This is a genomic window from Aeromonas sp. QDB30 (assembly GCF_027707645.1).
In the GTDB taxonomy this organism is placed as follows: Bacteria; Pseudomonadota; Gammaproteobacteria; order Enterobacterales; family Aeromonadaceae; genus Aeromonas; species Aeromonas caviae.
On record NZ_JAPCIY010000012.1, the window covers coordinates 66,722 to 80,171 of the forward strand.

Sequence of the window (13,450 nt, forward strand, 5' to 3'; positions counted from 1 at the left end):
GCTTGCGCAAGGGCGGTCATCGCGAAGCCTGGTGCGGGGTCTGTCAGGCGTTTTCCTGAGTCCGCCCTCCCATTTTCAGACAAAGGCAGTGAAGAGGCGCCCCACTTCTGTGGAATAATGGCCGCCCTGCTGTACGAGGAGTAACGCTGTATGTTGAGAACCGAGCGTCCCGGCGACATGCTGCCAGTCTATGAGCTGGTGAGTGCCGCCTTTGGTCGTCCCGACGAGGCCGAACTGGTCAACCGCCTGCGAGAATGTGGGGCCGCCGTGGTCACCATGGTCGAGGAGGAAGAGTACGAGTTCATGGGGCACCTGATGCTGAGCCCGATCACCATTGAGGGACAGGAAGGGCCCTGGCTGGGACTGGCACCCGTGGCCGTGCATCCCGACTGGCAGGGACAGGGCATTGGCTCGGATCTGGTGCGGGAAGGGCTGGACACGGCACTGGAGATGGACTGGAAGGCGGTGGTGGTGCTCGGGGATCCCGCCTACTACGCCCGTTTCGGTTTTCGGCCTGCCAGCGACTTCGGCCTGCACTGCATCTACGAGGTGCCGACGGAGTGTTTCATGGCGATGGAGTTGCAACCCGGCGGGCTCGACGGGGTAAGGGGCGAGGTGCTCTATCACCCCTTGTTTGACGAGCTGGAAGAAGAGCCGGCATCGGACGAGTGAACAAGAAGGTGATGAAACGATGCCGCCCCCAGGGGCGGCATCTGTTTTTATGGCGAGGGGATACACGCCACGGGGCTTAAATGGACTGCTGCTTGGCCTCGTACATCGCCTTGTCGGCCGCCCCGATGAGTTGTTCGGCCGTGAGGAAACTCTCGTTGCCGGTCACGCAGATGCCGATGCTGATGGAGTACTCGGGGTAGGAGGTGCTGAAGGCCGCCTCGATGCGATCGCTGATGTGCAGGGCGGTGGCCTTGCTGGCCTCGGGCAGGATGACACAGAACTCGTCCCCTCCGATCCGGCAGGGGAAGTCCGTGTTGCGGCAGCTATCCGAGATGGCCCGCCCCAGGGTCTGCAGGACTTCATCCCCCTTGACATGGCCAAAGGTGTCATTGATGAACTTGAACTTGTTGACGTCGATGTAGATCACCGACAGGTAGGTCTTGCGACGGACGGCTGTATTGAGCTCGCGAACGATGGCGCGCAGCATGGCCCGCTTGTTGTAAAGCTCGGTGAGGGGATCGCGCTCCGCATGGGCACTCAGGATCTTGGACTTCTCCTCCAGCTCGCGGGCATAAGCTTCCATCCGTTTCTTGGCATTCTCGACGGCGCTGAGCAGGGTGCCGATATAGGTATCAAACACCAGCGCCGTGTCGAAGCTGATGAGCTTGTCGAGGGCGCGCAACACCTGCGGTAACTCTGTCTGATCGGGCATGTGGGCGATTAGCACGTCTTCCACCAGATATTTGAGAGTGCAGCTGGCGGAGAGGTAGAGCTTGGGTTCCACACCGATCCGCTTGTGCACCAGGCCGATGCGCAGTCGGCTGTTGACATAGGTGTGATCGTAATGGCCGGAGAAGAGATCCTGAATGTAGCGTCGCTGGGCACTGCGCAGTCGCCGCAGGGTGTCGGAGTCGCCGATCAGCAGGGCAATCTCATCAAACTCCGTCTGTTTCTCGTAAAACTTCTCGACGATGCTGTCGAGATGCTGCTCGATGATGGGCTGCTGCTGCGCGAGAAGATCCAGCTCGGCCTGGGTCAGCTTGAAGAGATCCATCCTGTACTGGATCTCGACCTCATTGATGTTGAATTGTTCAAGCAATGTTTTCTCAATCAACATGGTTACCTCATGTCTCCGGGCCGGGTGCCGGGGGATGGCGATTATCGTCTTCTTCTGGTCATTGCCTGGTGGAAGCCGGCGTCCACCGATGCCCATGGTCCTGCGAAATGTGTCGAATGAAGCAGCACACTAATACTATCTAGCTGTTTTTATTAAAAAACAATATGCCGTATGAGGAATGTGTCCCCGGGGGAGCACAAGTCATGTACTTGTCAATTCTCCTCGCTTTGTCTTGCAGAAGCGGCGTGCCCCCTTCTGCTACTGTCAATCGAGCCTCTTGCCTGGCAACACGCCATGACAAGAAGGGTCTGCCGCCGTCCTGCTTGTCAGCCCCAAGGCGACAGGATAGGGGACCCGGGTGCGCCGGGCCTCACCACGGATCACTGCGCCAGCGACTTGAGCTGCTGCTTGGTGGGCGGGTTGTCCCAGTCGATGGGGCCGTGGGTGAAGCGGTACTGCAGCCTTGGCAGGCTGAGCTCCAGCCACTCCTCCCGGAAGTAGGCATAGCCCAGATCCCAGTCAGGATCGTTGGCCCAGCCGGTCTGCAGGAAGTGGAGCCGGGTGCCCTGGCCTTCCGGCACGAAGCGCAAGCTGACCTGGGTCTTCTGCTGGCGGATATGGGGGAAACTCGGGGGGAAATTCCAGCTGAAACTCAACAGATCATGGGGCATGACCGCCATCACGCGGCACCCTTCGCTGCCACGCTCGCCGAGGGGAGCATCGGGTCTGAAATAGATTTCGAACGGTCCATTGGGTTCCGGCACCATGAGGCACTCCGGTGCCAGGAAGCTGCGCAGGCCGCTCTCCGTGGTCCAGGCATGCCAGACATCGTCAATGTGGGCGGGTATCAGAATACTGCCTTCAATTTGCTTGTTATCCATAAATCAGTGAACCTCAAACCAGTCATGGACGGGACCTCGGCAGTATAGCCCCTGAGGCGATAAAATAGGCAGCCCTGTGTCACACGGTTACGTATTCAAGAGGGTCCACATTGCCGATTTGACAGCACGGCGGGATCCATCGAGAGTGGGAAGCGACAAGCACGCAACGCAAGGATGGTGTCATGATCAGAATGATGACGGAAGCTGACGAGCCCATGCTGGCGCAGCTCTTCCTCAAGGGAAGGCGCCAGGCCTTCCATTGGGTTGATCCCGCCCTGTTCCGGCTCGAGGATTTTGCCGAGCAGACCCGGGGCGAGGAGATCTGGGTGGCGGAGAAAGGGGGCAGCCCGTGCGGATTCGTCTCCATCTGGGGGGCCGAGAGCTTCGTGCATCATCTCTACGTGGTGGCGGACTGGCACGGGCAGGGCATGGGGCGGGCCTTGCTTGCCGCCGGCTTGGCCGGGTACCCCTCCCCGGCCTCCCTCAAGGTGGCCATGCGCAACACCACGGCGATGGCTTTCTATCATCGCCTGGGCTGGGAGAACACCGAAGAAACGGGTCATTGCGACATCACGGGGCCCTGGCGCAGGCTGGTGTTGACGCCCGATGACGCAGGGGAATAAGCCGCTGGCAGACTGCGGCAACCGCACCGCACATTGATCTCCAGCCCTGGCAGGGCATAAAGAAGCCACTTCGCGGGAAGTGGCTCTTCAACACATCGGGGGAGGACAGACCTTCCCCTAGTCAGCGGATGATCACAGGGCCGCCACGGCCTCTCTTACCAGGGCGGCCAGCTCTTCCCACCTGCCCTCGTCGATGAGCTTGGCCGGCACCATCCAGGTGCCGCCGCAGGCGATCACGGCATTCAGCCCCAGATACTCCTTCAGATTGGCCGGCGTCACGCCGCCGGTGGGCATGAAGCGCACCGGATAGACGGCGCCCAGGGCCTTGAGCATGGCGGTGCCGCCAGACTGCTCTGCCGGGAAGAACTTGAGGTGGCGCAGCCCCATCTCCATGGCCTGCTCCACCAGGCTGGGGTTGTTGACCCCGGGGATGATGGTGACGTTCTTGTCCAGACAGTACTGCACCGTGGTCGGGTTGAAGCCGGGGCTGACGATGAAGTCGGCGCCCGCCGCAACGGCCGCATCCACCTGCTCGCGGTTGAGCACGGTGCCGGCCCCGATCAGCAGATCCGGGTAGGCCGCACGCATCTGGCGGATGGCCTCGGCGGCGGCGGGGGTGCGGAAGGTCACCTCGGCGGCGGGCAGGCCATTTTCCACCAGCACCCGGGCGAGAGGGACGGCCTGGGCAGCATCTTTCAGCGCGATGACGGGGATCACCTTGAGGGCTTCGAGGCGGGCGATGAGATCAGACATGGTGCGTTTCCTTGAGTGATGGCATGTGGGAGGGGGGAATGATGGCCCCCGGATACTGGATAACGGCCGCCGCCAGGCGGTGGCCTGCCCGGGCGGCGTCGGTGACGTCGGCCCCTTGCAGGCGTGCTGCGAGATAACCGGCGCTGAAGGAGTCGCCCGCCGCCGTGGTGTCGATCACCTGTTCGGCGGACAACCGCAGGGCGGCGATTTCGATCCGCTGCGCTGCCGTGACCACCAGGCAAGGCTCAGAGCCGCGCTTGACGACGATCTCGCCCACCCCGAAGCCCTGGCTGCGGGCGAGGCAGGTTTCTACCTCCGCGTCGCCCCAGAGTGCCTGCTCGTCATCCAGGGTCAGCAGGGCGATGTCCGCCAGGCGCAGGATGGCGGTGTAGGCCTCTTTGGCGGTCTCCTTGTCTTGCCAGAGGCGGGGGCGGTAGTTGTTGTCAAAGGCAATTCTGGCCCCCCGGGCGCGCGCTGCGGCGAGTCCTTCCAGCAGGCGCTGGCGCGAGACGGGCGGCAGTATGGCCAGGCTGATGCCGCTCACGTAGACAAGATCGCACTGGCCCAGGGCGGCGAGAATGGCCTCGCCCTCGGGTTGCGCCAGCCAGTAGCGGGCGGCGGCGTCGCTGCGCCAGTAGGTGAACGAGCGCTCGCCGTCGGCCGCGGTGTCGATGAGATAGAGACCAGGGGCCTTGTCAGCCAGGCGCTGCACCCAGTCGGTGTGGATGCCCTCTTGCTGCCAGGCGGCCAGCATCTGGCTGCTGAACCCGTCCTGGCCAAGGGCCGTGACATAGTGCACCGCGAACGCCTGGCTCCCCAGGCGGGCGAGATAGAGGGCGGTGTTGAGGGTGTCGCCCCCGAAACCTTGTGCCAGCAGGCCTTGCCCGGCTCGGCGCAGCTCCACCATGCATTCGCCGATAACGGCTATCTGTCGGGTCATGGTTTCGACTCCTTGCAATCGTTACAGGGGGTTCGCCAGGGGATGACGCCACATGCGATACATGGTGTGGCAGTTGACGAACAGGAAGGTGGTCTCAATCAGGCTGCCGCCGATGGAGCCGATCAGTATGTTGTGGCTGGTCCAGCACAGGCCGCCCGCCAGCATGCACAGCCGCAGCGCCAGCCCGCGGGCCCGGAACAGGCCCCAGGTGCCGATGGTGGTGCCGATGATGGGGAGCCACTGCACCGCACTGGTGATCCCGGGGATGCCCAGCACCCACACCAGCACGAGGAAGAAGAGCATCACCCAGGGGCTGCGGGTGCGCCCCGAGGCGATGGTGCGACCACAGCTGAGGGCGGCGCTGAGAGCCGCCGTGCTGGCACCCATTAGCAGGAAGTGGACCGCGATGGCTCCCTGGTAGAGACACAGCCGCCAGCGAAAGCGGCTGTCGTCCCGTTGCAGGAAGGCGCTCACCCCGACCAGCATGGCGGCAAGGCCGATGCCTTGCGCCAGGGGCTGCTGTTCAATCAGGGTCCAGACCGGTTGCAGCCAGCCAAGCTCGAGACTCACAGGGTGACACCACTCTTGAAGATGGCCAGCTCCCGGAAGTCGTTGCGCTCGTTGCAGGTCGGCTTGCCGTTGGCGATGTCGACGATGAGGTCGATGAACTGGGCGAGCAGGCTGCTCATGGGGGTGCCCTCAATCAGGGTGCCGGCATTGAAGTCGATCCAGTGCGGCTTGCGCCTGGCCAGATCGCTGTTGGTGGCGAGCTTGACCGTGGGGGCCGGGCCACCGTAAGGGGTGCCGCGCCCGGTACTGAACAGCACCATGTGGCAGCCTGCGCCGGCCAGGGCGCTGGTGGCGACGGCGTCGTTGCCCGGGGCGCTCAGCAGGTTCAGCCCGGGGCGCTGCAAGCGGGCGCCGTAGGGCAGCACGTCCACCACCTGGCTGTGCCCCGCCTTCTGGGTGCAGCCGAGGGACTTCTCCTCCAGGGTCGAGATGCCGCCCGCCTTGTTGCCGGGGGAGGGGTTCTCGTAGATGGGTTGCTGGTGGTCGATGAAGTACTGCTTGAAGTCGTTGACCATCTGCACCGTCTTGTCGAAGGTCTGCTCGTCCTGGCAGCGGGACATCAGGATGCGCTCGGCGCCAAACATCTCCGGCACCTCGGTCAGCACCGAGCTGCCCCCGTGCTGGATCACGTAGTCGGAGAAGCAGCCGAGCAGCGGGTTGGCGGTGATCCCGGAGAGGCCGTCCGAGCCGCCGCATTCCAGCCCGAATTTGAGCTCGCCGAGCCGACCGGGTTGGCGCCTGTCTTGCTGCATCTGCGCGAGCAGCTCGCGCAGCAGCCCCAGCCCGTGCTCCACTTCGTCATCGTGCTGCTGGCACACCATGAAGCGCACGCGGGCGGCATCGACGGGGCCCAGGGTCTCCCTGAAGGCGGCGATCTGGTTGTTCTCGCAGCCCAGCCCCACCACCAGAACCCCCCCCGAGTTGGGGTGATGCACCAGGTTTTGCAGCAGGGTGCGGGTGTTGAGGTGATCCTGACCGAGTTGGGAGCAGCCGTACTGGTGGCTGAACAGGTGCACCCCGTCGATGGCGCCGAGATCGGTGTCGCGCTCGAGCTGTTGCTTCATCTGTTTGGCGAGGGCGTTGACGCAGCCCACGGTGGGCAGGATCCACAGCTCGTTGCGAATGCCGACCTGGCCGTCGTGGCGGCGGTAGACCTGGATCTCCCGGTCCGGCAGCGCGGTGCTGACGTCGATGAGCTCCGGCTGGTAGCTGTACTCGTCGAGATCGCTGAGGTTGGTGGCCAGGTTGTGGTGATGGATATGTTCTCCCGCCGCGATGGCGCGGGTGGCGTGGCCGATGGGCAGACCGTACTTGATGATCTGATCCCCTTCAGAGAGGGCCACCAGCGCCAGCTTGTGGCCGCGGGGGAGGGGGTCGCTCAGAGTGAAGGCAACACCTTCGTGCGCTATCTGCTCGCCAGCGGCGAGCTCTCTCAGGGTCACCAGCACATTGTCGGCGGGGTGGATGCGAATCACGGCTTGCATGGTCACTCCTTAGCAGCAGGCGGCCAGCGCCGCGCGCAGGCCCTGCTCGCGGATCCGGGTCAGGCAGAGATCTACCCGCTCGACCAGGCCGGGCACCTCGCACAGGGACTGGCCCCAGTGGGCCTCCTGGCCGAGCACCTCTTGCACCAGGGCGCGCTGGGGGATCTCGCCGCGCTCCACCGCAGGCCAGAAGCGGGCGTAGGCGTCGAGCCAGGGTTGATCGTCCTGCAGCGGATAGGCGTGTCCGTTGCGCTCCCCGCGATAGAAGGCGAGCAGGGCGGCGAGGGCAAAGCTCAGGCGCGGCGCCAGGGTGCCCTGCTGCTGTTGATAGGTCAGCAACTGCGGCAGCAAACGGGTGCGGAACTTGGTCATGCCGTTCAGGGCGATGGAGAGCAACTGGTGCTTGATGAAGGGATTGCGAAAGCGCCCCTGCACGTCGCGGGCGAAGGAGAGCAGCTCTTCTTGCGGCAGGCTCAAGGTCGGCACTATCTCATCGCGCATGATGCGCTCGACGAACTTGCCAATCTCCTCGTCGGCCATGGCCTCGCCCACCGTGTCGAGCCCGGCCAGGAAGGCGACCGGCACCAGGGCGGTGTGGGCGCCGTTGAGGATGGCGACCTTGCGCTCCTTGTAGGGCTTGATGTCGTCGACGATGAGGATGTTGAGTGCCTGCCCGGCGGGCAGCTGATCGAGGCAGAGGGCGCTCGCCAGCCATGCAGGCCCCTGGATCACCAGCAGGTAGAAGTGCTCGGCGGTGACCACGAACTGATCCTGATAGCCAAATTGCGTCTGCAGCTCGGCGTGCTCGTCCCGGGGGAAGCCGGTGACGATGCGATCCACCAGGGTGGAGCAGAAGGTGTTGTGTTCGCGCAGCCAGGTCTGGAAAGCGTCTGGCAACTGCCACTGGGCGGCGTAGCGCAGCACCAGCTCGCGCAGGGCGTCGCCGTTGTAGTCGATGAGCTCGCACGGCAGCAGCACCCAGCCCTTGTCGGCGGCGCCGTCAAAGTGACTGAAGCGCTCGAACAGCAAGCGGGTCAGCTTGGCCGGGAAGCTCGCGGGCGGAGCGTCGTCGAACTGGTCGTCGGCGTGATAGCTGATCCCGGCTTCCGTGGTGTTGGAGAAGAGGAAGCGGATATCCGGGTTGCGCGCCAGTGCCAGCACCTCGTCGAACTGGCGATAGCAGCTCAGTTCGCGGTTGACGCTGCGGATCAGGCGCTGGGTGCTGATGGCCTTGCCGGACTCGTCCAGCCCGCGGATGACGGTGGTGTAGAGGCCGTCCTGAGTGCTCAGGCTGGGGGGAAAGTCGCTGTCGATGGGGCGCACAATGACCACGCCGGCGTCGAGGCGGGTGTGCTCGTTGAGCAGGTCCAGCTGCCAGTCGATGAAGGCGCGCAGGAAATTCCCCTCGCCAAACTGGATCACGCGGTCCGGATATTGGGCCCCCGGGAAGGCATCACGATTCAGGCGTTGCATCTTGTTGTGGTCCTCATGGGGCTGTGCCCCTGTGGCGGATATGGATGATGGGCGCGGTTTGACCCATGGAATGGTCCGCTCCGGCGGCGGGACATGCCCGCCGCCTCATTTTTTATTTCTGGTCAGTTCAGCTCGATGGCGAAGTAGTCGCGGGCGTTGTGGAAGCAGATGTTCTCCACCATCTGGCCCAGCAGCGCGAGATCGGCCGGGGCCTCACCGTCCGCGACCCAGTGCCCGATCATGCGGCACAGGATGCGGCGGAAGTATTCGTGACGGGTGTAGGAGAGGAAGCTGCGGCTGTCGGTCAGCATGCCGACGAAGCGACTGAGCAGGCCGAGCTGGGCGAGCTGGGTCATCTGGCGCTCCATGCCATCCTTCTGATCGTTGAACCACCAGCCCGAGCCGAACTGCATCTTGCCGGGAAGGTTGTCCCCCTGGAAGTTGCCGATCATGGTGCCGAGCACCTCGTTGTCCCTCGGGTTCAGGCAGTAGAGGATGGTCTTGGGCAGCGTCCCTTGCGCGTCCTGGGCGTCGAGCAGGCGGGAGAGCGCCTTGGCCACGGGAGCGTCGTGGATGGAGTCAAAGCCGGTGTCCGGCCCCAGGGTCAGCAGGCGGCGGCTGTTGTTGTTGCGCAGCGCCCCGATGTGGTACTGCTGCACCCAGCCGCGCCTGTGGTATTCGCCCGCCAGATAGAGCAGCACGGCGGTCTTGAAGGCGGCCACATCGGCGCTCTCCAGTACGGCACCCCCCAGACGGCGGGTCAGCATGGCGTCGAGCGCCTGTTCGCCGGCCTGGCCGAAGGGCACTTCGTCCAGGGCATGGTCGGCAATCTTGCAGCCGTGTGCGGCGAAGTGATTCAGCCGCACGCCGAGGGCCCGGGTCAGATCGGCAAAGGTGCGGATCTGGATGTCGCTGACCCGGCCAAGCTCGGCCAGGTAGTCAGCAAAGCCATGGGCGTCGATGTTGAACGCCTTGTCCGGACGCCAGCTCGGCAGCACCTTGATGTCGAAGCCGCCGTCGGCCGCGATGGCGGCGTGGTGGCGCAGATCGTCGACGGGATCGTCCGTGGTGCCCACCATCTTGACGTTCATCTGTTTCATGATGCCGCGGGCCGAGAAGTCGGGCTGGGCCAGCTTGTCGTTGCACTGGTGCCAAATGGCCTGTGCGGTCTGCGGCCCCAGCAGCTGGCCCGTGATGCCAAAGGGCCGCTTGAGCTCGAGATGGGTCCAGTGATAGAGGGGGTTGCCGATGGTGTGGGGCACGGTGCGGGCCCAGGCCTCGAACTTGGCGTAGTCGTCGGCATCCCCGGTGCAGAAGCGTTCATCCACTCCGTTTGAGCGCATGGCGCGCCACTTGTAGTGATCCCCCTTGAGCCAGATCTCATACAGGTTGGCGAAGCGGTGATCCTCGGCAATCAGCTGGGGCGGCAGGTGGCAGTGATAGTCGAAGATGGGCTGTCCGGCGGCGAAGCCGTGATAAAGCTGGCGCGAGAATTCGGTATCCAGCAGAAAGTCATCGGTCATGAAGGCGGTCATTCGCTTGCTCCCTACGAGAGTGCTCGGTGAAGTGGAGATAGTTGTTGGACCAATTATTCTCATTGCCAGACATCTCGTCCAGTCACCATATTGAAAAAACACCGGTCGGCTCACAAAATCGTCGAATTAAACCATTTTGAGTCTCAAAGAGGGCCTTCAATGGTGCCTAACAGGGTGAGAAAGAGCGGGAAAGAGGATGAAGAGGCTGGATGAGAGGTTTGTATGACACCTTTTTAATCTTGTGGATCGGGAAAATGTGACCTGCGTTGGGTTTATCACAGCCCATTTGTGGGGGTATGCCGTTTTTGTGATGGTTCTCAACATTCATAGATGTTCTACCAATTACAGTGTGCATCACAAAGATGTAGGACATTAAGACTGACTCCTCAGGGAAGAGGTCTAGCAGATAAACGCACACACTTGAGGTCCCGCTCCAATGAAAATGAAAACCATCGCCGCCGCCATCCTGATGGCCGCCCCCCTGGCCCTGACAGCCTTCTCTTCCCATGCCATGGAGAGAGTGACGCTGAAGCTGGCCCATAATCTGGACACCAACCATGTGGTACACCAGGCGCTGGCCCAGATGGCCAAGGAGATCAGCACCGCCTCCGACGGCAAGATGAAGCTGCGCATCTACCCGGGTGGCCAGATGGGCGGTCCCCGTGAGACCCTGGAGTTGCTGCAAAACGGCGCCCTGGACATGACCAAGGCCAGTGCCAGCGAGATGGAACCCTTCTCGCCCGCCTTCTCCATCTTCAGCCTGCCTTACCTGTTCAAGGATCAGGCCCACTTCAACAAGGTTATTTACGGCCCCGTGGGCGAATCCATGATGGCCCAGACCCGTGACAAGGGCTTCGTTTCCATCGCCGCCTACGTGGCGGGGACCCGCAGCTTCTACGCCAACAAGCCTATTCACACCCCGGCCGACATGAAGGGGATGAAGATCCGGGTGGTCGCGACCCCCACCACCATCAAGCTGATCGAACTGCTGGGTGCGGCCCCGGCCCCGATCCCCTTCGGTGAGGTCTACACCGCACTGCAGCAAGGGGTCATCGACGGCGCCGAGAACAACGAGCCCTCCTACGTGCAGACTCGTCATGTCGAGGTGGCCAAGTTCTACGCCGAAGATCAGCACACTTCTGTGCCCGATTTCCTGGTGATCTCGAGCAAGGTGCTGGACAAGCTTTCCGACGAACAGAAGGCCATCCTCACCACTGCCGCCAAGCACTCGGAAACCTACGAACAGGAGCTGTGGGACAAGGAGGTCGCGGCATCTCGCAAGCAGGCGACCGACGCGGGGGCCACCTTCATCCAGGTCGACAAGGAGGCTTTCCGCACTGCGCTGGCCCCCCTGTATGACGATTTCCGCAAGGATCCGGTACGCGGTGAGTGGCTCACCAAGATCGAGAATGAAGCCGGTCAGTAATCATGAGGGGAGGGCGACGAGATCGCCCTCCCGGGAGAACCGCAATGCGTCTTGAAAAGTTCAAGCAACCCATCGACAGGTTGCTCGCCGGGTTTACCGTCGCCGTGATGGCCATGCTGGTAGTCTGCGTGGTCTGGCAGGTGTTCAGTCGCTACGTGCTGGCACAGCCGAGCACCATGACCGACGAGATAGCCCGCTTCAGCATGATCTGGGTGGGATTGCTGGGAGCGGCCTACGCCACCGGCAAGCGTCGCCACCTCAGCATCGACCTGTTCGTTTCCGACCTCAAGGGAGGGCGCAAGCTCGCCAACCAGCTGTTCGTGGATCTCTGCGTGCTGCTGTTTTCCAGCGGCGCCATGGTGTGGGGCGGCCTGACCCTGGTGACCAAGGTCTACAGCACCGGCCAGGTCTCCCCGGCCATGCAGTTGCCGATGGCCTATGTCTACGCCGTGCTGCCCCTGAGCGGCCTCATCATCAGTTATTATTGTGTGCTCTTCATGCTGGAGACCCTGCTCGACAGTCTGGCGCCCACCCCCGATCTTGCCCCCTCAGAGGAGAACATCTGATGGATTGGACCATAGCCCTGGTCATGTTCGGCTCCTTCTTCGTGTTGGTGTTCGCGGGCGTGCCCATCTCTTTCTCCATCGGCCTGGCGACCCTGGCCTCCGGCATGATGATGCTGCCGATGGAAACCATCCTTGCGGTGGTCGGCCAGAAGATGGCCACCGGCCTCGACAGCTTCTCCCTGCTGGCGATCCCCTTCTTCATCCTGGCGGGGACCCTGATGAACTGCGGCGGCATCGCCCAGCGGCTCATCAATTTCTCCCAGGTGCTGGTGGGCCGCATGCCGGGCTCGCTCGGCCACGTGAACGTCATGGCCAACATGCTGTTCGGCTCCATCTCGGGATCGGCGGTGGCAGCCGCGGCCGCGGTGGGTGGCACCATGGCCCCCATGCAGAAGAAGTCCGGCTATGATCCGGCCTATTCGGCGGCCATCAACGTGACCTCCTGCATCACGGGTCTGCTGATCCCGCCCTCCAACGTGCTCATCATCTATGCCCTGACCGCCGGCGGCATCTCGGTGGCCACCCTGTTCATGGCCGGTTACGTCCCCGGCATCCTGATGGGGCTCAGCATCATGGCCGTGGGAGCCATCATCGCCAAGCGCCGTGGCTACCCGGTTGCGGAGCGACCCTCCTTTGCCATGGTGATGCGCGCCTTCTGGGATGCCATCCCCAGCCTGCTGCTGGTGGTGGTGGTCATGGGCGGGATCCTGGGGGGCATCTTCACCGCCACCGAAGCCTCCGCCATCGCCGTGGTCTACACCTTCGTGCTCTCGGTGCTCATCTACCGCGAAGTGAAGTTCAAGGATCTGCCGGCCATCATGCTGGACTCGGTCATCACCACCGCCATCGTGCTGCTGCTGATCGGCATCTCGGTGGGCATGTCCTGGGCCATGACCAATGCGGACATCCCCTACACCATCAGTGACGCCTTGATGAATGTCTCCGATAACCCTCTGGTCATCCTGCTCATCATCAACGTGATCCTGCTCATCGTGGGCGTCTTCATGGACATGACTCCGGCGGTGCTGATCTTCACCCCGATCTTCCTGCCCATCGTCACCGAGCTCGGCATGGATCCGGTCCACTTCGGCATCATGATGATCTTCAACCTCTGCATCGGGCTCTGTACACCGCCGGTGGGCAGTGCGTTGTTTGTGGGGTGTTCGGTCTCGGGGGTCAAGCTGCAGGCCCTGATCCGGCCCATGCTGCCCTTCTTCTTCGTCTTGCTGCTGAGCCTGATGGCGGTGACCTACATACCGTCACTCAGTCTCTTCCTGCCGGGACTGTTTGGCATGCATTGAGTCATGAGAGAGCAAGTGAGCCCAGGGCTCACTCATGTACAGGATCTTTAGCTACAACCAATTGAAATAGATAGAAAAAAGGCTTCGTTTGTGATCTGATTTAATCGCA

Annotated in this window: 13 protein-coding genes; 5 read left to right on the forward strand and 8 right to left on the reverse strand. The window is 62.8% G+C overall.

Annotated elements, in window-relative coordinates:
• Positions 1–150: 150 nt before the first annotated feature.
• Entirely contained in the window at positions 151–672 is a 522-nt protein-coding gene (locus PG896_RS06070) for a GNAT family N-acetyltransferase (protein ID WP_270835518.1), read from the forward strand.
• A 76-nt stretch (positions 673–748) separates the two neighbouring features.
• Here the strand turns inward: PG896_RS06070 and PG896_RS06075 are convergent, their stop codons facing one another.
• Together PG896_RS06075 and PG896_RS06080 are read right to left on the reverse strand one after the other, a co-directional pair.
• Positions 749–1,789, reverse strand: coding sequence for a GGDEF domain-containing protein (locus tag PG896_RS06075; protein ID WP_270835519.1), 1,041 nt, complete (start codon positions 1,787–1,789; stop codon positions 749–751).
• Between the two features lie 380 nt (positions 1,790–2,169).
• Complete coding sequence (locus PG896_RS06080) at positions 2,170–2,670, reverse strand: SRPBCC family protein (protein ID WP_043761930.1); 501 nt, start codon at positions 2,668–2,670, stop codon at positions 2,170–2,172.
• Between the two features lie 182 nt (positions 2,671–2,852).
• On the opposite strand from PG896_RS06080, the gene PG896_RS06085 reads away from it, so the two are divergent.
• On the forward strand, positions 2,853–3,293 hold the full coding sequence (locus tag PG896_RS06085) for a GNAT family N-acetyltransferase (RefSeq protein ID WP_041212649.1): 441 nt from the start codon (positions 2,853–2,855) through the stop codon (positions 3,291–3,293).
• Between the two features lie 132 nt (positions 3,294–3,425).
• Here PG896_RS06085 and PG896_RS06090 read toward each other — a convergent pair whose 3' ends face one another.
• The 6 genes from PG896_RS06090 to uxaC all read right to left on the reverse strand — a co-directional run bounded on the left by PG896_RS06090 (position 3,426) and on the right by uxaC (position 10,048).
• Positions 3,426–4,046, reverse strand: a complete 621-nt coding sequence (locus tag PG896_RS06090; protein ID WP_043154518.1) for a bifunctional 4-hydroxy-2-oxoglutarate aldolase/2-dehydro-3-deoxy-phosphogluconate aldolase — start codon at positions 4,044–4,046, stop codon at positions 3,426–3,428.
• Entirely contained in the window at positions 4,039–4,986 is a 948-nt protein-coding gene (locus PG896_RS06095; protein ID WP_244812443.1) for a sugar kinase, read from the reverse strand. The genes PG896_RS06090 and PG896_RS06095 overlap by 8 nt, the downstream gene beginning before the upstream one ends.
• 21 nt (positions 4,987–5,007) lie before the next feature.
• On the reverse strand, positions 5,008–5,556 hold the full coding sequence (locus PG896_RS06100) for a YgjV family protein (protein WP_049637252.1): 549 nt from the start codon (positions 5,554–5,556) through the stop codon (positions 5,008–5,010).
• Positions 5,553–7,040, reverse strand: a complete 1,488-nt coding sequence (locus PG896_RS06105; RefSeq protein WP_244812444.1) for a UxaA family hydrolase — start codon at positions 7,038–7,040, stop codon at positions 5,553–5,555. Before PG896_RS06105 ends, PG896_RS06100 begins: the two co-directional genes overlap by 4 nt.
• A gap of 9 nt (positions 7,041–7,049) precedes the next feature.
• The gene (locus tag PG896_RS06110; protein WP_244812445.1) at positions 7,050–8,513 is read right to left on the reverse strand and encodes a tagaturonate reductase; all 1,464 of its coding nucleotides are present in this window, start codon (positions 8,511–8,513) and stop codon (positions 7,050–7,052) included.
• Between the two features lie 122 nt (positions 8,514–8,635).
• Positions 8,636–10,048 (reverse strand): glucuronate isomerase, encoded by a 1,413-nt coding sequence (gene uxaC / locus PG896_RS06115; protein ID WP_201872805.1) that lies wholly within the window; start codon positions 10,046–10,048, stop codon positions 8,636–8,638.
• A 436-nt stretch (positions 10,049–10,484) separates the two neighbouring features.
• On the opposite strand from uxaC, the gene PG896_RS06120 reads away from it, so the two are divergent.
• Genes PG896_RS06120 through PG896_RS06130 form a run of 3 tightly spaced genes read left to right on the forward strand, consistent with a single transcriptional unit; the run spans position 10,485 to position 13,341 of the window.
• Complete coding sequence (locus tag PG896_RS06120) at positions 10,485–11,474, forward strand: TRAP transporter substrate-binding protein (protein WP_045525242.1); 990 nt, start codon at positions 10,485–10,487, stop codon at positions 11,472–11,474.
• A gap of 44 nt (positions 11,475–11,518) precedes the next feature.
• Positions 11,519–12,040, forward strand: coding sequence for a TRAP transporter small permease (locus PG896_RS06125; RefSeq protein ID WP_043154535.1), 522 nt, complete (start codon positions 11,519–11,521; stop codon positions 12,038–12,040).
• Positions 12,040–13,341 carry a TRAP transporter large permease gene (locus PG896_RS06130; protein ID WP_043154537.1) on the forward strand — a complete coding sequence of 434 codons (1,302 nt, stop codon included), beginning with the start codon at positions 12,040–12,042 and terminating at the stop codon, positions 13,339–13,341. The genes PG896_RS06125 and PG896_RS06130 overlap by 1 nt, the downstream gene beginning before the upstream one ends.
• The last annotated feature ends 109 nt before the right edge of the window (positions 13,342–13,450 follow it).

Bases quoted from the DNA above. Each gene is read 5' to 3' on its own strand.
- PG896_RS06070 (WP_270835518.1), top strand. From the start codon at position 151: ATGTTGAGAACCGAGCGTCCCGGCGACATGCTGCCAGTCTATGAGCTG.
- PG896_RS06075 (WP_270835519.1), bottom strand. From the start codon at position 1,789: ATGTTGATTGAGAAAACATTGCTTGAACAATTCAACATCAATGAGGTC.
- PG896_RS06080 (WP_043761930.1), bottom strand. From the start codon at position 2,670: ATGGATAACAAGCAAATTGAAGGCAGTATTCTGATACCCGCCCACATT.
- PG896_RS06085 (WP_041212649.1), top strand. From the start codon at position 2,853: ATGATCAGAATGATGACGGAAGCTGACGAGCCCATGCTGGCGCAGCTC.
- PG896_RS06090 (WP_043154518.1), bottom strand. From the start codon at position 4,046: ATGTCTGATCTCATCGCCCGCCTCGAAGCCCTCAAGGTGATCCCCGTC.
- PG896_RS06095 (WP_244812443.1), bottom strand. From the start codon at position 4,986: ATGACCCGACAGATAGCCGTTATCGGCGAATGCATGGTGGAGCTGCGC.
- PG896_RS06105 (WP_244812444.1), bottom strand. From the start codon at position 7,040: ATGCAAGCCGTGATTCGCATCCACCCCGCCGACAATGTGCTGGTGACC.
- PG896_RS06110 (WP_244812445.1), bottom strand. From the start codon at position 8,513: ATGCAACGCCTGAATCGTGATGCCTTCCCGGGGGCCCAATATCCGGAC.
- uxaC (WP_201872805.1), bottom strand. From the start codon at position 10,048: ATGACCGCCTTCATGACCGATGACTTTCTGCTGGATACCGAATTCTCG.
- PG896_RS06120 (WP_045525242.1), top strand. From the start codon at position 10,485: ATGAAAATGAAAACCATCGCCGCCGCCATCCTGATGGCCGCCCCCCTG.
- PG896_RS06125 (WP_043154535.1), top strand. From the start codon at position 11,519: ATGCGTCTTGAAAAGTTCAAGCAACCCATCGACAGGTTGCTCGCCGGG.
- PG896_RS06130 (WP_043154537.1), top strand. From the start codon at position 12,040: ATGGATTGGACCATAGCCCTGGTCATGTTCGGCTCCTTCTTCGTGTTG.